This is a genomic window from Corynebacterium sp. MSK297, assembly GCF_030232885.1.
Taxonomy (GTDB): domain Bacteria; phylum Actinomycetota; class Actinomycetes; order Mycobacteriales; family Mycobacteriaceae; genus Corynebacterium.
In genome coordinates this window covers 278,295-300,456 of sequence record NZ_JASPGD010000001.1, presented here as the reverse complement: position 1 = coordinate 300,456, position 22,162 = coordinate 278,295, and the positions used below count along the sequence as shown (strand labels likewise).

18 protein-coding genes are annotated in these 22,162 nt (G+C 57.4%); 11 read left to right on the top strand and 7 right to left on the bottom strand.

What is annotated here, in order from left to right; all coding sequences use genetic code 11:
* Positions 1–130: 130 nt before the first annotated feature.
* Positions 131–757 carry a WKL family lipoprotein gene (locus QP888_RS01390; RefSeq protein ID WP_284811665.1) on the top strand — a complete coding sequence of 209 codons (627 nt, stop codon included), beginning with the start codon at positions 131–133 and terminating at the stop codon, positions 755–757.
* A 13-nt stretch (positions 758–770) separates the two neighbouring features.
* Here QP888_RS01390 and QP888_RS01385 read toward each other — a convergent pair whose 3' ends face one another.
* Positions 771–944, bottom strand: coding sequence for a hypothetical protein (locus QP888_RS01385; RefSeq protein ID WP_284811664.1), 174 nt, complete (start codon positions 942–944; stop codon positions 771–773).
* 64 nt (positions 945–1,008) lie between these two features.
* Entirely contained in the window at positions 1,009–2,682 is a 1,674-nt protein-coding gene (locus QP888_RS01380; RefSeq protein ID WP_284811661.1) for an L-lactate permease, read from the bottom strand.
* Positions 2,683–3,389: 707 nt separating this feature from the next.
* Here QP888_RS01380 and QP888_RS01375 point away from each other — a divergent pair.
* Positions 3,390–5,195, top strand: a complete 1,806-nt coding sequence (locus tag QP888_RS01375) for an HNH endonuclease signature motif containing protein (RefSeq protein ID WP_284811659.1) — start codon at positions 3,390–3,392, stop codon at positions 5,193–5,195.
* A gap of 43 nt (positions 5,196–5,238) precedes the next feature.
* On the opposite strand, the gene QP888_RS01370 is transcribed toward QP888_RS01375, so the two are convergent.
* Positions 5,239–6,351, bottom strand: a complete 1,113-nt coding sequence (locus QP888_RS01370) for a hypothetical protein (protein WP_284811657.1) — start codon at positions 6,349–6,351, stop codon at positions 5,239–5,241.
* A gap of 64 nt (positions 6,352–6,415) precedes the next feature.
* Here QP888_RS01370 and lspA point away from each other — a divergent pair, with 64 nt between their 5' ends.
* Genes lspA through QP888_RS01325 form a run of 9 tightly spaced genes read left to right on the top strand, consistent with a single transcriptional unit; the run spans position 6,416 to position 14,957 of the window.
* On the top strand, positions 6,416–6,955 hold the full coding sequence (gene lspA / locus QP888_RS01365) for a signal peptidase II (protein ID WP_284811655.1): 540 nt from the start codon (positions 6,416–6,418) through the stop codon (positions 6,953–6,955).
* Positions 6,945–7,880, top strand: coding sequence for an RluA family pseudouridine synthase (locus tag QP888_RS01360; protein ID WP_284811654.1), 936 nt, complete (start codon positions 6,945–6,947; stop codon positions 7,878–7,880). Before lspA ends, QP888_RS01360 begins: the two co-directional genes overlap by 11 nt.
* Before the next feature lie 21 nt (positions 7,881–7,901).
* Positions 7,902–8,486 carry a hypothetical protein gene (locus QP888_RS01355; protein WP_284811652.1) on the top strand — a complete coding sequence of 195 codons (585 nt, stop codon included), beginning with the start codon at positions 7,902–7,904 and terminating at the stop codon, positions 8,484–8,486.
* Between the two features lie 11 nt (positions 8,487–8,497).
* Positions 8,498–8,689 (top strand): hypothetical protein, encoded by a 192-nt coding sequence (locus QP888_RS01350; protein WP_284811650.1) that lies wholly within the window; start codon positions 8,498–8,500, stop codon positions 8,687–8,689.
* Between the two features lie 23 nt (positions 8,690–8,712).
* A complete protein-coding gene (gene dnaE, locus QP888_RS01345; RefSeq protein WP_284811649.1) occupies positions 8,713–12,291 on the top strand; it encodes a DNA polymerase III subunit alpha in 3,579 nt (1,192 codons plus the stop codon).
* A 59-nt stretch (positions 12,292–12,350) separates the two neighbouring features.
* A complete protein-coding gene (gene ilvA / locus QP888_RS01340; RefSeq protein WP_284811647.1) occupies positions 12,351–13,652 on the top strand; it encodes a threonine ammonia-lyase IlvA in 1,302 nt (433 codons plus the stop codon).
* Positions 13,652–14,308 carry an IMPACT family protein gene (locus QP888_RS01335; RefSeq protein WP_284811645.1) on the top strand — a complete coding sequence of 219 codons (657 nt, stop codon included), beginning with the start codon at positions 13,652–13,654 and terminating at the stop codon, positions 14,306–14,308. Before ilvA ends, QP888_RS01335 begins: the two co-directional genes overlap by 1 nt.
* Positions 14,309–14,314: 6 nt before the next feature.
* Positions 14,315–14,551 carry a hypothetical protein gene (locus QP888_RS01330; protein WP_284811643.1) on the top strand — a complete coding sequence of 79 codons (237 nt, stop codon included), beginning with the start codon at positions 14,315–14,317 and terminating at the stop codon, positions 14,549–14,551.
* Between the two features lie 7 nt (positions 14,552–14,558).
* On the top strand, positions 14,559–14,957 hold the full coding sequence (locus QP888_RS01325; RefSeq protein ID WP_284811641.1) for an RNA-binding S4 domain-containing protein: 399 nt from the start codon (positions 14,559–14,561) through the stop codon (positions 14,955–14,957).
* 47 nt (positions 14,958–15,004) lie between these two features.
* Here the strand turns inward: QP888_RS01325 and QP888_RS01320 are convergent, their stop codons facing one another.
* The 4 genes from QP888_RS01320 to QP888_RS01305 all read right to left on the bottom strand — a co-directional run bounded on the left by QP888_RS01320 (position 15,005) and on the right by QP888_RS01305 (position 22,160).
* Positions 15,005–15,460, bottom strand: a complete 456-nt coding sequence (locus QP888_RS01320; RefSeq protein ID WP_284811640.1) for a hypothetical protein — start codon at positions 15,458–15,460, stop codon at positions 15,005–15,007.
* A 380-nt stretch (positions 15,461–15,840) separates the two neighbouring features.
* Positions 15,841–18,762, bottom strand: coding sequence for an FAD-binding and (Fe-S)-binding domain-containing protein (locus QP888_RS01315; protein ID WP_284811639.1), 2,922 nt, complete (start codon positions 18,760–18,762; stop codon positions 15,841–15,843).
* A 75-nt stretch (positions 18,763–18,837) separates the two neighbouring features.
* The gene (locus QP888_RS01310; protein WP_284811638.1) at positions 18,838–20,637 is read right to left on the bottom strand and encodes a BCCT family transporter; all 1,800 of its coding nucleotides are present in this window, start codon (positions 20,635–20,637) and stop codon (positions 18,838–18,840) included.
* Positions 20,638–20,756: 119 nt separating this feature from the next.
* Positions 20,757–22,160: a DNA polymerase III subunit epsilon gene (locus QP888_RS01305; protein WP_284811636.1), complete on the bottom strand. Its 1,404-nt coding sequence runs from the start codon at positions 22,158–22,160 to the stop codon at positions 20,757–20,759.
* Between the last annotated feature and the right edge of the window lie 2 nt (positions 22,161–22,162).

Here is a 22,162-nt window from a genome sequence, read left to right as displayed (position 1 = left end):
TATAAAAGGCGCACGGGTAAGATTTCTTCGAGCGCTCCGAGTCTGAACGCTGTGGCCCCTGCATACGCTGTCGCGTGCACGCTCCGGCTTCGTACTCGATAACGCCGATGTCTATTTTGGAGGATAAACCGTGAAATTCACGAAAACGAGCATCACCGCCGCCACTATTGGTTTGGCATTGACCCTTGCAGCGTGCTCTGACGACGCCGAAAATGCGGACACCGCCGCCGAAACCACCAGCAACGCAGAATCGAGCACCAAGGCGGAAAGCGCCCCGGTTGATCTGCCAACTGCAGAAGAGCTCAACGGCGTTTTGCAGCGTGCATCTGATCCGAATCTCCCGGCAGAAGAGCGCACCAAGACTGTCGAAGGTGGCGAAAATTTCCCGGAACTGTTTGACACGTTGGCAGCCGCGAAGGTCGAATCTGGGGCTAACTTCGAAGTGCAATCTGTTTTCCCTGGATACACCGATGACACCGCGTTGACCATCGTCGGCTACACCATGCCGGATCGTGAACCACAGACCGCCGACAACGTCGAGTTCATCCACCAAGACGGCCAGTGGAAGCTCTCGCGCGAATGGGCTTGTGTCTTGGTCACCAACACCGTGGAACCGGAGCAGGTGCCGGAGATGTGTCTGCATGACGGCGTCGACGTGCCACCAAACGAGGCAGAAGTTATCGAAGAAGGCCACCCTGGCCATCCTGAGGGGCACGATGAACACGCAGAACAACCGGCAGAGCAGCCTGCGCAGTAGCTAGCTTTCCGGACTAGCATTTGTGGCGAGTAGGCCACACGGCCACACGGCCACACGGCTCACGCGGTTTGCGTGGCTCGTGCGGCAGGGCAATCTGCCGCATGGCGTCGGCAAGCACGACGCCGATACGTGAGACGCTGATAAGTGCGACGCCGATATGCGGAAGGCCGCCCAACACCAAGTACACGGTGTGCGGGCGGCCATTGTCTTGCCTGCTGGTTGTTGCCTGCCAGTTGCTGGTTGTGTGATTTTTAGTTCACGACGGGCGCCATCCAGGACAGAATGTTGGTCTGCAAGAAGACAAGGGTGCAGAGTCCGATCAGCAACACGATGGAGTAGCCGACGACGGACTTGAAGATTGCGCTTTCTTTGCCCTCCAGGTTGACGGCGGTAGCGGCAATGGCCAGCGACTGTGGCGAGATCATCTTGCCGACGACACCACCGGTGGTGTTCGCTGCCAGCAGCAGGTCTGGGTTCAGGCCAATGTTATTTGCGGCGGTGACCTGCAGGTTGGCGAATAGCGCGTTGGCGGATGTGTCGGAACCGGTAATCGCGGTACCGACCCAGCCCAGAACCGGTGCGAGGAAGCCGTACACTGCGCCGAGCGAGGCCACATAGGTGCCCATAGCCACGGTCTGGCCGGAGTAGTTCATGACGTACGCGAGTGCTAGGACCAGCACGATGGTCAGAGCGGTCCAGCGCATCTTGTATGCGGTGCTGGTCAGCTCGCTGACGACGTCGCTTGCTTTCACGCGGAATTTGCCGTTGTGGTTGAAGATGCCGTATGCAACGGCGACGATGATGCCAGAAATCAGCAACAGCGTACCCGGGTTGTTGATGATCTTGAATGTATATGAGGTGTCGATGACACTGCCAGTCGCGCTGACGAGGCGGTCAGTGAGCAGTGGCCAGGCGAAGGAAATCTTTGGTTTGTCCAGGATTCCTGGGATGGTTTCTCCCAGGTTGGCCAAGCCGAAGATGACGGTCACGACGGCGTACGGCATCATGGCCATCCACACGCGGTTTTTGGTGAGAACTTCGCCATCGTCTTCGCGCTCTGGGATGTCGAGGCGCTTGCGCATCGCGGCAATGCCCTTCGGCTGCCAGACACGCAGGAAGGCGAAGGCGGCACCCAGTGAGACCAGGCAGGCGACGATGTCGGTGAGCTGGTAGGCGAAGAAGTTCGACGCCCACCACTGTGCGATGGCGAAGGCACCGCCGATGACTGCTGCGGCTGGGGCGGCTTCGCGCATACCGCGGGTCCCGTCGAGGATGAACAGCAGGATGAATGGCACGAAGAAGGCAAAAAATGGTGCCTGGTGGCCGACGATAGCGGCGATGTTTTCGGTCTGCTCGATGGTACGGCCACCGACGTTACCTGCGGTGGTAATCGGGATGGCGACGGCGCCGAAAGCTACCGGTGCGGTGTTGGCCAGCAAAACGGTGGTCGCAGCCTTGAGCGGCTTGACTCCCAAGGCCAGAATCATGGTAGCGGTGATAGCTACCGGTGCGCCGAATCCGGCGAGTGCTTCCAGCAAGCCACCGAAACAGAAAGCGATGAGGATTGCCTGGATGCGGATATCACCGTTGCCGAGGGCGTCGAATGTGCGACGTAGATCCTCGAACCGGCCAGACGCCACGGTGACCTGGTAGAACCAGATCGCCATCATAATGACCCAGACGATAGGCAGCAAACCGAAGAGGCCACCGCGGAATGCCGAGGAAATCGCGGCGTCGACAGGCATGCTCATGCCAAAGATTGCGATGAGCAGGGCAGCCAGCAGTGCTGCGGCGCCGGAGGTGTGTGCGCGTGCTTTCACGAACAACAGCATGACGAAGAAGGTCACCAGTGGAACGGCGGAGACGAGCGCTGTGAGCCCGAGGCTTCCTCCGATCGCTTCGGTATTAACCATAAATTGGTTCATGGGAGACACTCCGAACTGTGAGGTGGATAAAAAGCTTCGTAGTGAGGTTGTAAGGCCGTAGCGCTGAGGCTGGCCAACGGGCCTTGGGGCCTCTCCGTACGAAGTTTTACGTGGTGAGACGCGAATGCGGTGGCGGCAACAGCGGCGTATGCAGCAGCGCATGCAGTGTGCGACCGGCACGTAATCAGATATGTAGTTGAAGCCCAGGGGGCAGGTATTTGTTTTGGTAGCAGAAACAGGCTTGCCACGCGGGAATTCCGTTTCTGCTTTCGAAATACTGCTTGTGGCTAAATCGATTCAGTTATCCCGATGCTGGGGTTGAAGCGGTAATTCAAGTCACGAAAATGACGTTAACACAGCGTAATTCACGAAATTGAATTGCCTGCAAAACCCACTTCTTAGGGATTGATATCTGGGATTGATATGCGTGGCTGGTGTGCGTGGCTGGTGCATGGGCACGGGGTGCTTGCCGACGAATGGGTGGATTCGAGCGCTCGTTTGTTTTTCCTGTTCGGACATACGTCGTTCGAATATATGTGCATGGTTTCGACGGTGGGTGTGAGGGGATGGTTTTAGTGTTTGGTGCAGACTTCGGTTGAGTCCTGCTTCTAGGGGCTCAATACGTTTTCGAACACTATTGCTTAATCTAAGTCCATTAAATAGGCTGAAGTTACTACTTGTAGAAAATGATTTCGGGGGAGGGGATTATGTATAGTCGCGATAGCGAAAGCCACAAAGATCACCACAGTGACAATCACAGAAACAATCGCAGCGATGACAACAACAATGATTGTGACGATGACGTTGCGGCTTTGCCGCGGTTTCCGGAACCGTTTTATTCTCACTGCAACCCTGATAACCAGCAAGCGTTATCTGGATTACAGCTGCGGCGGCAGGAATTCTATTTCTGGCATGGACTGATAGATACCAACCACAGTGATGTTGATGAGCTTTTTACCGGCCTGGTAGCAGATACCGGGCTCTCGCCGTACCGGGTCGAACAACTCGTGCATGCTTTTGTACGCATGCGAGAATTGCCAAAGTTGTATGAGATAGCGACTCGGATGTGGCATATCGATCTAGAGCGCTGGATTTCTATTGACCGGGCGATGGATAAAGCTGGCGATGCCGACGCATCCCTTTACCGGCATATTGACGCAATGCTGGTGAAATACCTTTGCCCAAAGAAACCAGGGCAGGTGATGCCCACAAAAAATGCGATTGCGCGAAGAATCAGCAAAGAAATCGAAGCACTGGATTCTACGGTCGCTGACAAACCGCGACAGGCTGACCGGAAAGATTTTGAGCACTTCGATATTCCCATTAGTCAGCGTAGCGGTGATAATGCGCGGTGTTTCCGCTTCGATACAGATGTGGCAACATTCGCCACAATCGATGCGCGGATTCGGGCGCACGCGAAAGACACAGGGCTTTCGATGCGTGATGCCACTGTGGAATTACTCCTTGGCGCTAGTGGGCCGAAGGTGAGCCTGCAGTGCTATCGGGCTAGTGATGTTCCCGGTGCCCCAGTGTTTGTTTCCACGGATACAGCGACTGCGACTGGTACAGGCTACGAGGTGGTATTCGGCAAGCAAGCTGAGGATCTTGCTAGTCAGGCAACCAAAATTGTGGATGCCGATGATGCACTGACCTTACAGATGGCCGGTTATAGGGTTAGTCCCGCGATCCGGTCGGCAGTAGTCGGCAGGGATGGCACGTGCCGGTATCCCGGTTGTAGCAAACCTGCAGCAACATCGCAGTTGGATCATGTCATTGAATACGACGAGGGCGGGCCAACTACACCTGCGAATTTGGTGGCGCTGTGCCAGCATCACCACAACATCAAAACGGATCGTCGAGCCCGGCCTATTTTTGAACCGGCTTCAGGAACTGTGGTGTGGTTGTTTGCTGACGGTTCGTGGTCATCAACTGAGCCCAATGGTCCGCTGGCGAATTCGCAGCGGAAGTGGGTGTGCACGGTGGCGGACCAGGCTGCACGCTACCGGCAAGAGCGCCGGGAACAAGCCCAAGCGGACAAGATTCGGCAAGAAAAACATAAGGCCGACCGGATGGCGAAGATGCGTGAGCGTGATGCGCGGCGAAAAACCGAGCAGGCACAAGATTCTGCCCACAACGGCAAGTCTTCGAGGAGAACCTATTTCGGTGTTGGTGCTGGTTCGGGCTTTGGTGCTGTATCCGGTCCGATTATTAATCCGTTTGAAGCAGCCCAGGACAGCACATATCGGCAGTACCGGAATGAAGAAGAAAAACAACAAGCCCAGCGTCGGCAAGCGTTATGGGATAAGGCACTGGGTTGGTTGGATATTTCGTTGGCGCGGTGTCGTGCTCGGATGGGTACAGATAAATCCTGTGCTACGGAGCGGCTGGAGTTGTTGGAAGAAAAAGCGTGGTTGGAAGCACTCGGACCGGAAGGGATAGATGACTATATCGCGGACAAGGAGAAAGCTGCGGCTAGCACAACCTATAGCGCCTCTGATGAGCCACCATTCTAAAGATTCGCGCGTACGCCTATTTCTTATCCGCCTACTTCGCTGCCTACTCTGCGCTGATAAAGCGCAAGCGAGTCGAGGAATCCTGTACGACGCTGGCCTTGCCGCTGTCATTGCCGTACACCACGCGAGTGGTGAAGTCGAGTTCGCCGGAAACTGGCAACGGCTTATGCACATTAACAGTCAGCGAACCCGTCGAACGCGTATCCGTACTGGTTACGTTCAACGTGTCATCAGCAAACCCTTCCGCACCAGCGTGGCCCTCCAACGACAATGCACCCAAAGCAGGGCGCTGCTCGACGGCAACATTCAACGTGACCTCATCGCCAGAAATCTCGGTGACGGTAAACGTAGTGGTCTGCAACATCGTGGCCTCGCCAGCGACGCGCAAATCCACCGACCACTCCGCACCCACGCCAACCGGTTCCTCCGGAAATACCACCGGAGTAGAGACCAACTTCGTCAAAGACTGCTCCATGATCGCGCGGGCTTCATCGCTTGCTCGCTCTGGGGCAGCCAACAACAGCGTATTCAACTGGCCATTCGGCTCAGCCAACCAGCCGAAACCAAAACCATCAGCAGAGGTAATGTCTGCCGAATCACCAGAAATCTTCGGGTCCCGTACCCGGAAATCCACATGCCGCGAAGAATCCGCGCCCGGAGTGGACTCATCAAATCCCTCCGGAACCAACACGGAACCAGCAACCGGCAGGGTAGTAGTCACCATCTCACTAGCCTGGGGGGCCTCGGTGACCAACTGCTCATTACGCATCACCAGTTGCTCAAACCCCTCCGACACCTCGACATCAACTGCCTGCTCGGCGTCGACATCGTCATATTCCAAGGCCACGCGTTCACCCTCACCAGTGGAGGCAACTTCGATGCGTGGAGGGTCAATAGGCAAGCCGATCGCTTGCTCTGTGGCAGGGGCCGCACCGCGACGCTCACCAGCACTACCTGCGCTATTAGCGCTGCCGAGGTTACCGGAACCGTCAGCACCAGCCCCGTCATCACCGCACGCAGCCAACACCAGTGCAGAAGCGGTCAGCAAGGAGGCAGCAGTGACGCGTCGGGAAGCGCCAGAGCGTCGGGAAGAATTCCGTCCGGAAGAAGTCCGTCCGGCGGAAGCGAATCGAACAATAGCAGCAGCAGAAATCACGAACGCCAGTCTAACCAGCGCCGCGATTTCACGTAAAACCCCACTTTCAGGAACAATAAAACTCGTGACTAGGTTAAAAACGTTGCCAACTCGACGACGCGCACCCTACCTGCGGCTCATGCTGCTGATCATCGCGGCCGTCGTCGCGTTCGACCAAGCCAGCAAAATCGCCATCGAAGCTGCACTAGAACCCGGTCAAGCACTCCACATCATCGGCGACTGGTTCCGCTTCCTGCTGGTCTACAACCCGGGCGCGGCATTCTCGCTGGGCGGTGAATCATCGACCTGGCTGTTTACCACCTTCCAACTGGTCTTCCTCGTCGGTGTGCTCATCGCAGCACCGCGCATCGACGACCGATTCCAAGCAATCGCGCTGGCCATGGTCGCTGGCGGCGCGGGTGGCAACCTCGTGGACCGGCTACTGCGCGAACCCGGTTTTTGGTTCGGCCACGTGGTGGATTTCATTTCCGTGGGTGATTTCGCCATCTTCAACGTTGCGGACTCATTCATTACCGTCGGCGTCGCACTGTTTTTGATCGCGGTATTCACCGAAGAACGCCGCGCACGTAAGGCTGATTCTCAGGAGGCCGACGATGAGCACTAATTCTCGCGAAACCCGCTCACTTCCGGTGCCGGAAGGCCTAGCCGGCATGCGTGTCGACGCCGCGCTGGCCAAGTTGCTTGGGCTCTCACGTACAGTCGCGGCCAGCTTGAGCGCGGACGGGGACGTGCTTGTCGACGGCACGATCGTCGGCAAGTCTGACCGCCTGCACGAAGGAGCCTGGCTGGAGGTCACGCTCCCGGAACCGGCGAAACCACTGGTGCCGAAGGAAGAACTCGTCGAAGGCATGGAGATTCTCTATTTCGATGATGACCTGATTGCCGTGCACAAACCTGTCGGCGTGGTTGCGCACCCCACCGTCGGCTGGGAAGGCCCGACTGTCGTGGGAGGCCTAGCTGCGGCCGGTTTCCGCATTTCGACGTCCGGCCCGCCGGAACGCAAGGGAATTGTGCAACGCCTTGACGTCGGCACCTCGGGGGTGATGGTGGTCGCCGCCTCAGAGCGTGGCTACAGCAGCCTGAAAAACGCATTTCGCCAGCGCACTGTTTCCAAAACCTATCACGCGCTGGTGCAAGGGCTGCCGGATCCGATCGAGGGCACCGTGGACGGTTCCATCGGACGCCACCCGAGTTCCGGATGGAAATTCGCGGTCACCGACGACGGCAAACGAGCCATCACCCACTACCGCTTGCTCGAAGCATTCCGGGAGGCCAGCCTGCTGGAGATCTCCCTGGAAACTGGGCGCACCCACCAGATTCGCGTGCACATGTCCGCGCTTGGCCACCCGTGTTGTGGTGATCCTATGTATGGCTCCGATCCGAATCTTGCGCAGCGCCTGGGGCTTAACCGGCAATGGTTGCACGCGGTCAAGGTTGGTTTTCACCATCCTGCCGACGGGCACTGGATGGAAATCGAGGCGCCGTACCCGGATGATCTTGCCGACGCCCTCGGCAAGCTGCGGCAGTAGTTGCGGGGAAATGGGCACACGATGTTTACCCGCACTCTCGGCGAACTGCTCGTCGTTACCTCGCTGCTTGCGGGGCTGCTGTGGTTGGCCGGCGGCGATGATTACACCCGCCCGCGGCCTTTCGCTGGCGATCACCTGGGCCAGCACGCACAGCAGACCGATGCCGAGTATCAATCGCTTGCCGACGACTCCCTGGCCGCAGCACTCGCCGGCGCGCCAGGGCATAATGCTTTCGCGATGGTGTCTTTCACCGAACCGCTCACCAGTGCAGAAGCAGGCGAACTCGTCGCGGATCTCCACCGTGTTGGCACTGTCATCACGCAGGATTTACAGATCCTAGCCCTGCCGGAACCCACCGATGCCAGCACACACAGTGCGGCAGGCGCTCGTGGCGAGGTTTTTGCGAATGTTCTCGCTGCCTCCTCAGGTGCGACAACACCGGGTGTCATCGCCATCGTTGCCTATGACACTCCGAGCCGCCTAGCACCGCTGGTGCACACCCAGCATGTCTATGCTGTCGAGGTATTGCCGCCTGATGCAGTATTCGGGCAGTTCGGCATCAGCCCACCGCAGGTTACCTTCCATCCGTCCGCGAACGTCGGCTAGAATTCAGGGCTATGAAGAAGCGAGAATCGATCACGTTTAGCGTCGCACTGTTGGCGATTTTTGCGGGCTGTTTCAGCTTGGTCATTGGCGTGTTTAACGGCTCTTTTGCCTGGCCAGGCCTTCTTGCGGCACTCTTGGGTGCGGTTGCTGCTTTTTATGTTTTACGAGCTCACGCGCGTGCAGAACAGGCACTGGAGTCCTAGCCGATTGGCGTTAGAATAACTCCATGGCTAAAAACTCCTCTTTCGTTCATCTGCACAATCACACCGAATTTTCCATGTTGGATGGTATGGCGAAGGTGGATTTGCTTTCGGAAGAGGTTAACCGGCAAGGAATGCCTGCCGTCGGCATGACCGACCACGGCAATATGTTCGGTGCCGATGCGTTTTATCGTCGCATGACGTCGAAAGGCATCAAGCCGATTATCGGTATCGAGGCCTATATGGCCCCGGAATCCCGCTTCAATAAAAACCGCGTGCGCTGGGGAACCCCGGATCAAAAACGTGACGACGTCTCCGCCTCCGGTGCTTATTTGCACCAGACGATGCTCGCGGAAAACGCTACGGGCTTGAAAAATCTGTTCAAGCTGTCCTCGCTGGCATCCTATGAGGGCCAGCTTGGTAAGTGGCCACGCATGGATGCCGAGCTGATCGCCGAGCATGCCGACGGCATCATCGCAACCACCGGTTGCCCGTCGGGTGATGTACAGACCCGCCTGCGCTTGGGCCAATTTAACGAGGCCTTGGAAGCCGCGGCGATGTGGCAGGACATCTACGGCAAGGAAAATTATTTCCTGGAGTTGATGGATCACGGTCTGGACATCGAAAAGCGCACCAGGGATCAGCTGCTAGAGATCGGCAAACGCCTGGACTTGCCGCCACTGGTGACCAACGACTGCCATTATGTGTTGCAATCGCAAGCAAAAGCCCATGAGGCGATGCTGTGTGTGCAGACCGGCAAGACGTTCCAGGACCCGGATCGTTTCAAGTTCGATGGCGACGGCTATTACATCAAATCCGCGGCGGAAATGCGCGAAACCTGGGATCATATGGTTCCCGATGGTTGCGATAACACGTTGTGGATTGCTGAGCGCGTCGGTGATTATTCCTCCATGTGGGAAGAACACTCGCATGACCGCATGCCGGTGGCGGATGTGCCAGAAGGCTATACACCGACTACCTGGCTGCATCACGAGGTCATGGAGGGCCTGGCAGAACGATTCCCGGGCCAGGAGGTGCCTCGTGAATACATTGAGCGTGCAGAATATGAAATCGAGGTCATTGACGGCAAAGGTTATCCGTCGTATTTTTTGATCGTCGCCGAGATCATCAAATATGCCCGCTCTGTGGGCATATGGGTGGGCCCGGGTCGTGGTTCGGCTGCGGGCGCACTGGTGGCCTACGCGCTGACGATCACCAATATCGACCCCATCGAGCACGGGCTGTTGTTCGAGCGTTTCTTGAACCCGGAGCGTCCGTCGGCACCCGATATCGATATCGACTTCGATGACCGCCGGCGCGGAGAAATGATCACCTATGCCGCAGAACGCTGGGGTGAGGACAAGATCGCGCAGGTGATCACCTTCGGCACGGTGAAAACCAAGCAGGCGATTAAAGACTCGGCGAAGGTGCACTTCGGGCAACCCGGTTTCCAGATGGCCGACCGCATCAACGGCGCGCTGCCAGCACCGATCATGGCGAAAGATATTCCGCTGTCGGGCATCATGGATCCGGAGCACGAGCGCTATTCCGAGGCCACCGAGGTGCGCAACCTCATCGAATCCGACCCGGACGTGAAAAAGATTTACGACACCGCCCGCGGGTTGGAAGGGGTAGTGCGCCAACCCGGCGTGCACGCGTGTGCGGTGATTATGGCGTCGGTGCCGCTGATGGAACACATCCCGATGTGGAAGCGCAACGCGGATGGTGCGATCATCACTGGGTGGGATTACCCGGCTTGTGAGGCCATCGGCCTGCTGAAGATGGACTTTCTGGGGCTGCGTAACCTGACGGTGATCGGTGATGCGTTGCGCAATATCCGGCAGAACCGCGGCGAAGAAATTGATCTGGAAACACTCACGCCTGACGACGACGCCGTCTCTGAGGTGTACCGGCTGCTGTCGCGTGGCGAAACTTTGGGTGTGTTCCAGCTGGACTCCACGGGTATGCAAGAGCTGCTGAAACGCATGAACCCGACGGGCTTTAAAGACATCGTCGCCGCGCTTGCGCTGTATCGGCCAGGCCCGATGGGTGTTAATGCCCACTTGGATTATGCCGACCGTAAAAACGGACGGAAACCGATTACCCCGATTCATCCGGAACTGGCGGAACCACTGGAAGAGATTCTGGCAGAAACCTATGGTTTGATCGTGTACCAGGAGCAGATCATGCGTATTTCGCAGAAACTCGCGAATTACACTGCTGGTGAGGCGGATGGTTTCCGAAAAGCCATGGGTAAGAAGAAACCGGAAGTATTGGCCCAGCAGTACGAGAAGTTTTCTTCCGGAATGGCAGAAAACGGCTATTCCAAAGATGCCTGCGATACCTTGTGGGGCGTTATCGAGCCATTCGCGTCCTACGCGTTCAACAAATCGCACGCGGCGGGCTACGGGCTGGTCTCGTTCTGGACGGGATACCTGAAGGCCTACTACACCGCGGAGTACATGGCTGCGCTGCTGACTTCGGTGGGTGATAAGAAGGACAAATCCGCGATTTACCTGGCAGACTGTCGCCACCTGGGCATCAAGGTGATGCCGCCAGATGTCAACGAGTCGGATGTCGAGTTCATGGCTGTCGGCAAGGATATTAGGTATGGCATGGGCGCGGTGCGCAACGTCGGTACGGAAGTGGTCAACTCGATTATTAAAACGCGCAAGCAAAAAGGTGCCTACCGTTCGTTCGGCGACTATCTGGACAAGATTGAGCTGTTGCCGTGCTCGAAGCGGATTACCGAAGCCTTGATCAAAGCCGGTGCTTTTGATTCGTTGGGGCATCCGCGTAAGGGGTTGATGCTGATCCAGGAAGATGCCGTCGACTCGGTGCAATCGACGAAGAAGGCCGCGGATAAAGGTCAGTTTGACCTGTTCGCAGGTATGGGTGGCGATGATAACGAGCAAAACGCGTTTACGATTACCGTCCCGGACGAGTCGTGGGAGCGCAAGCACGAATTGGCGCTTGAACGAGAAATGCTGGGGTTGTATGTTTCTGGTCACCCGCTCGACGGCTTCGAACAAGCACTGGCTGCCTATACCGATACCGCGCTGACGACGGTGGTTTCCGGTGAGCTGCGGCCGAAGCAAAATGTCGTCATCGGCGGCATTATTTCGAATGTTGACCGGCGTTTTTCCAAAAAGGACGGTTCGCCCTGGGCGATTGTCACCATTGAGGATCACCATGGCGCGCAGGTGGATGTGTGGGTGTTTAGCAAGGCTTATTCGCTGGTCGCCGAAGACATCGTCGAGGACAATATCGTCCTGTTCAAAGCCCAGATCCAGGTTTGGGGTGACGGTGACCAGAAAGTCATCGGTAACGATATGCGCGTGCCCGAACTGGGACGTGGTGGGGGAGCAGGCTTACCGTTGCGCCTGCACCTGAGCACGCAGCAGTGCTCGATGGAAGCGATTGCCGCGCTGAAATCTGTGCTGCTGGATCACCCGGGTGATACCGAGGTGTACTTGACGCTGAGCCACGGCGAGGCCGAGGAAGTCTTGGTACTGGGAGATCACTTGACAGTGGAGCGCTCGAATAACTTGATGGGGGATCTGAAAGCCACGATGGGCCCCGGCATCGTGATGGCACAGACCTAGTGATGCTGGAGACCTAGTTATGACGCAGACCTAGTGTGGGGTGGTTACAATAAGTTGCTATGACGACCTCGCAGACTGCCGCTAGTTCCCCTGCTCATTTCGAGCCCATCCGGGCTGCTGATATTCAGCTTGCGCAGTCGCGAATTTCCAGTGTCATTGCGCCCACCCCGCTGCAATACTGTCCCCGGCTATCCCAGGAAACCGGCGCTGAGGTGTTTCTGAAACGCGAGGACCTGCAGGATGTGCGTTCCTATAAAATCCGGGGCGCCTACTATTCGATCGCGAAGCTGAGCCAGGAAGAACGCGAGGCCGGAATCGTGGCCGCATCCGCCGGAAACCACGCCCAAGGCGTGGCTTATGCCTGCCGCACCATGGGAATTAAAGGCCGCATTTTCGTGCCGACGAAAACCCCGAAGCAAAAACGCAACCGCATCGAAGTCCACGGTGGTGATGCCATCGAACTCGTGGTCACTGGGGCAAACTTCGACGAGGCGGCAGCTGCTGCCCGTGCGGAAGCGGAAAAATACGGCTCCACCGTCGTCGAGCCATTCGATGCCCGCGATACCATCATCGGCCAAGGAACCGTAGCTGCCGAGATCCTCTCGCAGCTTTCTGCTCGCGGCCACAGCCTTGATACCGTCGTCGTACCCGTCGGCGGCGGTGGACTATTGTCCGGAATCACCAGCTATTTCGCGGATATGGCACCGCACGCCAGTCTCGTCGGCGCTGAACCACGCGGTGCTGCCTCTCTGGATGCCGCGTTTGAGGCAGGGGAGCCGGTGACGCTGGAAGACGTCGACCCGTTCGTGGACGGTGCCGCAGTCAAACGCATCGGCGCGCACCCGTATCAGGTAATTGCTGCCAACCGTGAGCGTATCCAGAACCTTAAGGTCTCCGAAGGCACAGTGTGTACCGCGCAGCTGAGTTTGTACCAAGACGAAGGCATTATCGCCGAACCAGCCGGTGCGTTGTCGGTGGCTGCATTGGGCCAGATGGATATCGCGCCAGGTTCGGTGGTCGTGTGTATCATCTCTGGCGGTAATAATGACGTGCTGCGCTATGCCGAGATCATGGAACGCAGCTTGGTGGACCGCGGACTGAAGCACTACTTCCTGGTTAATTTCTTGCAAGAACCAGGTCAGCTGCGGCATTTCCTGATGGAAATCCTCGGCCCCGATGATGACATCACATTGTTTGAATACCTCAAGCGCAATAACCGCGAAACTGGTGCGGCGCTGGTGGGCGTGGAATTGGGTGCTGCCACGGATCTGGGGCCATTGCTGGAACGCATGGAGGAATCGTCTATTGACTGCCAGCGTTTGCTGCCGGGTACCGCGGAATATGACTATTTGGTGAAGTAATGGCTGACAACGATCATTGTTATCAATTGCCCGCGGCTGGCGAATCGTTTCGCGCCGAGATTGAGATCAAGCGTTCACGGTTTATCGGCATCATTGAGCGTGTGTCAGACGATTCGCAGGCTCGAGATTTTATTGACCGTGTGCGGGCAGAATTTCCGGACGCCCGGCATCATTGCTCGGCCTATATGTACCGGGTGGAACAGGCAAACCCGGTGGAGCGTTCTTCTGACGACGGCGAACCAGGCGGGACGGCCGGTAAACCTATCTTGGATGTTGTCCATGGTTCCGGGATGCAGGATCTCGCGTGCGTCGTCGTCCGATACTTCGGTGGCATCAAATTGGGTGCAGGCGGGCTGGTGCACGCGTATTCGCAGACCGCGGGGCTGGCAGTAGAACAGGTGCAACGACGCTGGCGGTGCCTGCGCAATTTGTATACCGTGCGCTTCTCGCATACCGACGCACAGAAATACGAATCTGAGTTGCGCGCGAAAAATATCACGATCACCGACACGGAATACGGGGCTGATGTTACCTATACCTTGGCGGTGGACCCGGATGGTGTGGAGCAGCTCGAATCGCAGCTGGCTGCGTTGACTTCAGGTGCCGCGCAGTTAATCGAAGCGGGGACTGCCTGGGTAGAAAAGGCGGTAGACTAGACGTCCATGAGCATGCAACCAACTTCGCAGAACCCGATTGAACGGCGCAAGGCGGCCGTGCGCAAATACTCCAAAAACGGTGTGATCAGCGTGGGCGCAGGCATCGGTGGCGGCATAGTATTCGCGTTTTTGTTTTCTAGTTCGTCGTTCTGGTTGATTTTGGGTTTTATCGTGGCCGTTGTTGGTGGCGTCTACAACTACAGCAAGGTGCGCAAGATCATCAACCACAAAGACCATTACTAAAGTTTTTATGACTGCGAAACCCAATGAGCCTTCGGCTGCACCAGTGCGCATCGATGCCTGGTTGTGGTCGACGCGCTTTTTCAAAACCCGCGCCGAAGCTACTAAGGCGGTGAAAGCCGGGCACGTGTTGATTGGTGACAAGGTCGCAAAACCATCATCGCCGGTGGTCCCGGGCCTGCGGATTACCGTGTGGAAAGACGACCGCGAATTCCGCTTAGAAATCAACGCGACGGTATCCAAGCGCGTGGGCGCGAAAATTGCGGAGCATTGCTATATCGACCATTCGCCACCCGCCCCACCGAAACCACTGCAACCAAGTCTGCCGAAGCGTGATCCGGGGGCGGGGCGGCCGACGAAAAAGGAACGCCGCGACATGGAGAAATTTACTGGTAAGCGCCGCGGTTAGGTCGGGGCTAGGGTAGAGCGCACATGGCGCACAGCGGACGAACTGGCTCAACATAATTCGGTAGGAAAGCCGTGCGCAGCCACCAGCGGAGATTCGCATAATAACTCAGGACGGCCGACAATTCTGGATACAGCTTGCGTATTTTCTGCTGCCACCCGCAGCCAACCGGTAGCAGCCGGAATGGTGCATTCCGTGACTGCCACTAATGTTGTGATATCTGGGGCTAGAAAAATCAGGGCATCAGTGCCGAGTAATCGCGCGAGATGATCGTGCATTACCGATAGCAACCGTGGATGCGCCAGCCAGCAGGTCGCGGGCACTGGGTAGGAACGCAACTGAATGCCTGCTGGGGCAGAAGGCCCCAGTAGATCCGCTGCTGGCCGCGTCCAAAATTCGGTGCCTTGCGGTGTATGCGCTGCGCGTAAGACATTATCGGCGGCGACATCCCAGGCGCGGCGCATCGCGATATTGAATTCGGCTAATGCGCGGTGACTCAGCGTCATCTCATCGACGCTGAGCGTTACAGCGGTGGAGCGTGATAAGGGCAGGTGAGCCAGGGAATCGCAAAAACCATCGTCACTTAATCCGCGCTGGTCTATCCACGAAGTTGGCCGCATAACAGGCACACACTCGGCTAAAGCAGGAGGGCTGGGCGTCGATGCAGTTGTGGGAGCTGGTGGTCGAGCTGGTGCATTCGCCGGAACTGGAGTTGGTGCAACTGATGGTGGTGCAATTGGTGCAGGTCCAACTGGTGAAATGGTAGCTGCCGTCATAGGAACCCTTTCGCTGGAGTGTCACACCATTGGACTCTCATAACCCAGCGCGGGTTCCCGGAAACATCAGCAAAGTCAGAAACATCAGCACATTCAAAAACACCGGCAAGTTACGGCGTCACCACCGGACGCGAGGCCTTTTCTAGCAGCACAGCCACAGAATCAAACTGATAACCGGCGACGACGTCCAAGCCCATCTCGCAGGTACGGTTCGATGAAACGAAGGCGTCGTAATGCCGAGCATCCAAGCCGGTGCGTTCCTCGCGGGTGGCAGATTCCACCAACTCTGGGTGCAACAACCCGCGGTCACCAGCGGTGCCGCAACACATCGCACCGAACGGAACAGTCGCCCTTCCCGCACGATTGGCGACGGCGACGAGCGCGTCAGTCTGGTTCATGTGCTGGGTAGAACAGGCCGGGTGCACCGCGATGGTGCCCATGTCGTGATGGATTGGCAGATAGTCGATGACATCATCATGCAGCCACTCGACGATATCGATGATGCGCAGCTCGTCGTAGAGCTGCTTCGTCTCGGCATCCAGCACCTCGGGTACGCCGGACAACAAGCCGTGAGTGCAGCTGGAGGCATCGATGATGATCGGCAATGTGCCCCCATCGGACCAGTCGTGGAATTTCCGCACGATCGCGTGCGCCTGGTGGCTAAAGCCATCCTGGTAGCCTTTCGACGACCACGGCGTGCCGCAACAAAAACCGGTGACATCGTCGGGAATCCACAGCGACTGGCCGCTGCGGCGAGCAAGTTCCACCATGGCGCGCGGCAAGTCGACGGATTCGGGATCCGAACCAGCCGGCCGACCGAAAATACGGTTCACACAGGCCGGGAAATACACTGCGCTGGCACCGGCGCGTTCGGTAGCTGGCAAACGGTCCGCCGCCTGCGGCAAGGCACCAGGCACCGACGGCACCAGATCCGGGTTAATCACATTCCGGGCCACGTTGGCAGCCCACCCAGCAGCTTTTTCGCCGACCTTGTTCGCGCTGATGATGCCCGCCCGGGCCAGTTTTTCCACCACATCCCATTTTTCGGCGGTAGTCAAAGCGACCTTTTCCGCGCGCGGGGTGGTCTGATTGGCGCGCAGGTTCTTCATCACCGCACCGGTATCAATGCTAATGGGGCAGGGGATAGCACACGTACCATCGGCAGCACACATATCGACCGCGTCGTACTGGTATTCCTTCTGCAACTGCTGCAACACCGGGGACTCTGGAGCTTGCCGGGCCATCTCTCGGCGTAGCACGATGCGCTGGCGCGGAGTGACTGTTGCGTGCCGGGAAGGGCAGACTGGTTCGCAGAAACCGCATTCCACGCATGGGTTGATCTCTGCTTCCACACGTGGGAAAGATTTGAAGTTATGCAGGTGGTTATCCGTGCGGTGGGTTAGCTTCACATCTGGGGCCAGCATCGCGGTGGGATCGATCAGTTGTTTGGCCTCCCACATCAGATTCCAGGCGGCATCACCCCATTCTTGGCGCACGAACGGTGCCATGTTGATGCCCGTGCCGTGCTCGGCTTTGAGTGAGCCGTTGTATTTGTCGATCACCAGATCCGCGAGTTCGCGCAGGAACTCGGCGTATTTATCCTTTTCTTTCGGATCATCGAATTCCGGGATGAGGAAGAAGTGCAGATTACCGAAGGCGGCATGGCCCATGACCATTTCCGGGTAACCGTAGCGTGAGAGTAAATGCAGCAAATCGGCAGCAGCTGCACCGATCTGTGCTGGTGGGAAGCACACGTCCTCGGTGATCAGCGCCGATCCCTGCGGGCGGTCGGCGCCCAGCAGACCGAATAACCCATTACGGATAGCCCAGGCACCGCGGATGTCCGCATCACTGGTGAGAAATTCCAGTTCGGCGCCCAGCTCGGCGTCGGCAAGCACATCTTTGACGCGATCCATGGCCACGGCAAGCTCGTCATCATCGGCGCCACCGACTTCTAGCAGCAGGGCAGCGGACTCGTCGGAAATATCTGCCCACTCGTCTGGTGCTTGGTCGAAATTCTCCACGGATTTCTTCAGCACCGGCGCCACCAATAGTTCGCAGGCCCACGCGCCGGTCTCCATCAGCGGGGCGACGTAATTCGCAGCCTGGAAAAGGTCGGGCAGCATCACCCAGGCCACAGCCTTCTTCTTCGGCAATGCGACGGTAGCAAGTTCGCATTCGGTGAATGCGCCGAAAATACCTTCGGACCCGACCAACAGGCGCATCAGGATGCGTACTGGTTCTTCTTCGTCCAAGAACGCGTCCAAGCGCAGTCCGTTGGTGTTGCGGATAGAAAATTTCTCCCGCAAGTGTGTAACCAACTGCTCGTCGCTGCGGATCTTGTCGCGCAGTTGCAGCAGGCCAGCGTGCAGTTCCGGTTCCTGGGAACGGAATTTCGCGTCACCGGCGCGCGTGTCGACAATCGTGCCGGATGGCAACACGAATTCCGCCTGGCGAATGCTGTGATAGCTATCGTTTTCCAGCCGACAGCGCATGCCACCGGCATTGTTGGCGAGCACACCACCGATGGTGCACACCGACGTTGATCCTGGGTCCGGCCCCAGCATGAAACCATCGCGGCCGAGTACCGCCTGGGCATCACCGAGAATCACGCCTGGGCGCGACCACAACACCTTGCCGCCGTCGCGAACTTCCATGCCGGTGAAGTGGGTTTTCAGATCGACCAGTAGATCATCACCCTGTGCCTGGCCGTTGAGTGAAGTGCCAGCAGACCGAAACGTGATATTACGGCCATGATCGGTGGCATAGCGCATCACGCGCGAGAGATCCTGTGTGTTGCGGGGTGCGACGATGACCTGCGGGAGCAAGCGGTACGGGCCGCCGTCCGAGGCATAGCGGACTACGTCACTAATGCGTGCGTGCACGTTTTCGGCGCCGACGATCGCGCTCATATCGTCGACGAGCTGCTGTTTATCGGCGCGCAGGTGGGAGGTGGGCACGGCATCGCTTTGTGGCGTGGAGTTTTCTGGCCTGCCGTAGCTGCGTGGGTTGGGCGTGAGGAGCTTTTTCATAGCCCATACCTTATATTGCCTGAGTTGGCGCTTAGGGCTGGGCACGAATTTGGCTATCTTAAGCTAGAAAACCGGTTAGTTCTTGCCAGCATCTGCTCCGTCATTTTCTGTTCCAGGATTTGAATCCACATCACCTTCCACGGTGACGTTACCGGTGAGCTTCCACCCATCGCCTTCTTGGTATTCGAATTCTGGAGTGTCCAGCTCGTTGCCATACTTGTCGTAGCCCGGCGCGGGCTTGTTCTCTGCTTTCTCTAGTTTTTCTGCGGTGTCGGTTTTTTCCCAGCGGCGGGTACGCAAGCGTTTTTCGGCGGCGAAGTCATCGCCCATGCCTTTCAGCAGCGAGACCATGATGAAGCCTTGCATGATGAAAAACGGCAGCGCGACGATGGTGACTACTTCTTGGATCGCTTGAATGCCTGCGTCGTTGATGAACAGCAGAGCGGCGGTGACGACGCCCACAGCAATTGCCCACGCCACGCGGTAATAAGTAGGGGATTTGTTTTCTTCACCGGTGGCAAAAGTGTCCATGACAAGAGCCGCGGAGTCGATAGAGGTGATGAAGAAAATCGTGATGACAGCCAAAGCTAGCGTGCCGGATACGGCATACAGTGGGTACTGCTCTAATAGTGCGAACAGTGCAACTGGGGTATTGCCTTCTTCGACGACTGGGCCGGTGAGTACACCGGGATCATCCAGTTCCATCTCGATGGCGGAGCGACCAAATACAGAGAACCAGACGATGACGAAAATTGTCGGCAGAGCTAATACGCCACCGATGAATTCACGTACGGTGCGTCCGCGCGAAATACGTGCGATGAACATGCCAACGAATGGAGACCAACAGATCGTCCATGCCCAGTAGAACGCAGTCCATGAATTCAGCCAGCCTGGGTTTTCGTTGTACGAGTCCACCCAAAACATTAGTTCTGGGAGGCTGCTGGCGTACAAACCGAAAGCTTCGGTGGTGTGGTTAATGACTTTCAGGGTTGGTCCCATGGCCAGGACGAACAGCATGAGTAATACGGCGCCGACGATGTTCAGGTTGGAGAGGATCTTCACGCCTTTGTCTAGGCCGGTGGCAACCGACATTGACGCGATTACGGTAATGCCGACGATAATCAACACTTCGACCCAGCCGACTAGGGGCACGCCCCACATGATGTTCAGCCCAGCGTTAATCTGCAGCACACCAAGGCCGACAGAAACTGCCAAACCAAAGATGGTGCCGATGATTGACATGGCATCGATCAATTTGCCTGGCCAGCGGTAAACTAGACCTCCCAGAAATGGCGAAAATACTGAAGAAATGCGGGCGGGCATCTTACGTTTGTAGATGAAATATCCCATGGCTAAGCCTGGTAACACGAAAATCACCCACATGTGTGCGGCGAAGTGATAATAGGTATATTCGAAAGCCTGGACGATAGCTTCACGGCTCATTGAGTCCATGTCGCCACGGGGCGGGTTATACGCGTGGTGGATTGGTTCGGCGGCACCCCAAAATAGCAGGGTAGCGCCGAGGCCAGCGGCGAAAAGCATGGCGAACCAGACGGGCAGGGAGAATTCAGGTTCGTCTTCGTCGTCACCCAAACGCAGATTGCCGAACTTCGAGACGAAGATACCGATTAAAAAAACGAAGATGACCGAAAATCCGCCGATATACAACCAGGCAAAATTTTCTAGCAAACTATCCGAGACAGCGCCATAGAGATCACGGGCCCGGGTGCCGAAAGCGACCGTGCCTGCGACGAAGACCACCACGAAGATGGCGGCCGTGAAAAAGACGAAGGGGTCGGTCTGCAGCCGGAATCTGCGATTATTATGCGCGGAATCCGTCGGGGACCCAGTTGAGGAGGTAGAAGGTGCTGTCATGAGTGTCCTGCTAGCTAGGTGGGAATGGTCTAGCTGGGATTATACTCAGCTCCACCTCGTCAGGGGCAGAGTTGCAACCGGTAATTTACTGCGCCAGCCCTAGACTCACTGCGCCAGCCCTAGAACGGCGGCTGTTCGTCCAGCCCCAATACGTGCAGCAATTTTGAGGCCGGCCAGATGACAATATCGTGGCCTTTTTCGTTGAGCTCTTCGGCGCGTTTTTCCTTGGAGGTCTTTTTCGCCCATTCACCGACCACCAGCACGGTGGTTTTCTTGGTGACGTTTTTGCCTACCTGGCCGCCGCATTCTGCGATATCGGACCACAACCGGCCTTTATCATAGGGCTCGAATTCGCCGGTGAGCGTGACGTGCTGGCCAAAAAGTGGGTGGTCGGCATCGGCATCGTCGTTGGCTTCCGGCACCGTATCTGGGGTGGCCACGGCCTGCCATGGGGCGGGTTGGCCCCCGCCGGAGTTGCCTGCTTTCTTTCCTGATTTTTTGCTTGCCGACGACGCCTGGTCCTCGTTTTTGTTGCTTGCCCGGGCATGTATGCGGGCGGTTTTTTCGGCACCGCCGCCGGCAGTTTGGCTAAGATCGGTGCGCAACACCGGGCGGTGGGTGCCGTTGGAGATGCGGCCCAGCGCGAAATTTATGCCGGAGAACAACTCAGAAACGCTTCCACGATGGTGTTCGCGCAAGGCCAGTTGCACCAGGACGTCGCCAGTCAGGCGTGCTGCTGTGGCCGGATCTGTGTCCTGAGTCTTGGACTGGGAGCGAGCCTGGGGGCTAACTTGGGAGCGGTCCTGGGATTGGATTCCGGATGAGCCTGCACCATCTGCGCTGTCAGCGACCCCGAGTGCTCGGGCTACCGTGGCCAGATCGTGCTCGCGAACATCAATGACTGCCCGGGTGCTGGCTTCGCGGGCGAGTGCGAGCGTGCAGCCGTAGGTGAATTCCGGTGCACTGGTACCGGCGTCCACGAGCGCTCGGTGTAACAATGCAGCGTGGGCGAATCCGTTGTGTGTGATGAGCGGGCTGGAGCCGTCGGCAAGCGAATCTGTGGACTGTAGATACTCGGCGAATTCTGTTGCGCTGAAAGACTGCGCTTCGCCGGCTTGGCCATCGGTGTATTCGGTGGCGTGGACCAACGGCGCGGTTCCAGCATCAGCGGCGCCATTGCCAGTAGTAACGGCGAAGGCTACGAAATTCAAGCCTGCTACTGCGCCTTCCGCCGGGGCATTGCCTTTTTGCGCGTCGCGGATATCGGTGATGAATGACTGCAGTGCTTTGCGGCCGTTGTCACCAGGGGGAAAGACGATCTCTTCGCCGGTGCCACCCAGTCGTACACTGCCACAATTGAAAGCGGTGGGTTCGGTTGCGGATAAGCTGGTGATCTCGGAAATCGCGATGGTGGACACGGTGCGTGACTGCGAACCACGGTATAAAGCCGCGGACAATTCGCTGCGCATCACCGTGATTTCCTCATTCGATACCGTCAACGTGGCGTTATGGGCTTGAGTCACGA

What these genes read in the sequence shown, in the direction of transcription:
- QP888_RS01330 (WP_284811643.1), top strand. Translation starts at nt 14,315, where the DNA reads ATGAGCATGCAACCAACTTCGCAGAACCCGATTGAACGGCGCAAGGCG.
- QP888_RS01315 (WP_284811639.1), bottom strand. Translation starts at nt 18,762, where the DNA reads ATGAAAAAGCTCCTCACGCCCAACCCACGCAGCTACGGCAGGCCAGAA.
- QP888_RS01360 (WP_284811654.1), top strand. Translation starts at nt 6,945, where the DNA reads ATGAGCACTAATTCTCGCGAAACCCGCTCACTTCCGGTGCCGGAAGGC.
- ilvA (WP_284811647.1), top strand. Translation starts at nt 12,351, where the DNA reads ATGACGACCTCGCAGACTGCCGCTAGTTCCCCTGCTCATTTCGAGCCC.
- dnaE (WP_284811649.1), top strand. Translation starts at nt 8,713, where the DNA reads ATGGCTAAAAACTCCTCTTTCGTTCATCTGCACAATCACACCGAATTT.
- QP888_RS01320 (WP_284811640.1), bottom strand. Translation starts at nt 15,460, where the DNA reads ATGACGCTGAGTCACCGCGCATTAGCCGAATTCAATATCGCGATGCGC.
- QP888_RS01380 (WP_284811661.1), bottom strand. Translation starts at nt 2,682, where the DNA reads ATGAACCAATTTATGGTTAATACCGAAGCGATCGGAGGAAGCCTCGGG.
- QP888_RS01310 (WP_284811638.1), bottom strand. Translation starts at nt 20,637, where the DNA reads ATGACAGCACCTTCTACCTCCTCAACTGGGTCCCCGACGGATTCCGCG.
- QP888_RS01350 (WP_284811650.1), top strand. Translation starts at nt 8,498, where the DNA reads ATGAAGAAGCGAGAATCGATCACGTTTAGCGTCGCACTGTTGGCGATT.
- QP888_RS01375 (WP_284811659.1), top strand. Translation starts at nt 3,390, where the DNA reads ATGTATAGTCGCGATAGCGAAAGCCACAAAGATCACCACAGTGACAAT.
- QP888_RS01325 (WP_284811641.1), top strand. Translation starts at nt 14,559, where the DNA reads ATGACTGCGAAACCCAATGAGCCTTCGGCTGCACCAGTGCGCATCGAT.
- QP888_RS01355 (WP_284811652.1), top strand. Translation starts at nt 7,902, where the DNA reads ATGTTTACCCGCACTCTCGGCGAACTGCTCGTCGTTACCTCGCTGCTT.
- QP888_RS01335 (WP_284811645.1), top strand. Translation starts at nt 13,652, where the DNA reads ATGGCTGACAACGATCATTGTTATCAATTGCCCGCGGCTGGCGAATCG.